The following is a 538-nucleotide window of genomic DNA, read 5'->3' as shown; positions in this document are numbered from 1 at the left end:
CCCGGAACTGTGGCCGGTACGTTGGGCCCCTCTCTACCCACAAACACTCTTGTACGCCCGCCTGACGGACCGCCAGGGCTCAAGCGGACCCCAAGTGCCGAGGTGGCTGCTACGCGATCACAGGGTGCGTAGCGGGCTGCGTGCGGAGTACCCTGTGATGCTCTTGTGTGGGTCAATTCGGTTGTGGCGTAGGCGAGTTATTCAATTGGATTCCAGCAGTAGGAAATAGACGGCAGTAAGTTCAGTGAATCAGGCTGGGAACTGATGGGTCATCAAAACTCGAAAGTGGAGACTAAAAATCCGAGGCGCACGTCTAGCTAGCCTCCCGTAACTGTGGTTGCAGCCAGCCGCAGCCCCATCAGCTGCGCGGGGTCTTCCACAGATGCCGCTCGTCCAGGGTTCCGAACCGCACGTCACCACGTTCGAGGTTGACGAGGATGGGCCAGCAGTCCAGCAGCTGCTCACTCACGTCACGCGAAGCGAGGTACTGCGCGGAGTTGTAAGGCACGATCAGGAGCCCGTTGCTCTCTTGGACCCG

General features: G+C 59.9%; 1 pseudogene. It reads right to left on the bottom strand.

The features are described 5' to 3' along the window. Positions 1-358: 358 nt before the first annotated feature. Positions 359-538 (bottom strand): annotated as a pseudogene (locus J0695_RS38315) (YrhB domain-containing protein); the annotation flags it as partial.

The sequence above is a fragment of the Streptomyces beijiangensis genome (genome assembly GCF_017315755.1).
Taxonomy (GTDB): domain Bacteria; phylum Actinomycetota; class Actinomycetes; order Streptomycetales; family Streptomycetaceae; genus Streptomyces; species Streptomyces beijiangensis.
The sequence above is the reverse complement of the archived record's forward strand: the minus strand, read 5'-3'. Positions and strand labels throughout refer to the sequence as shown.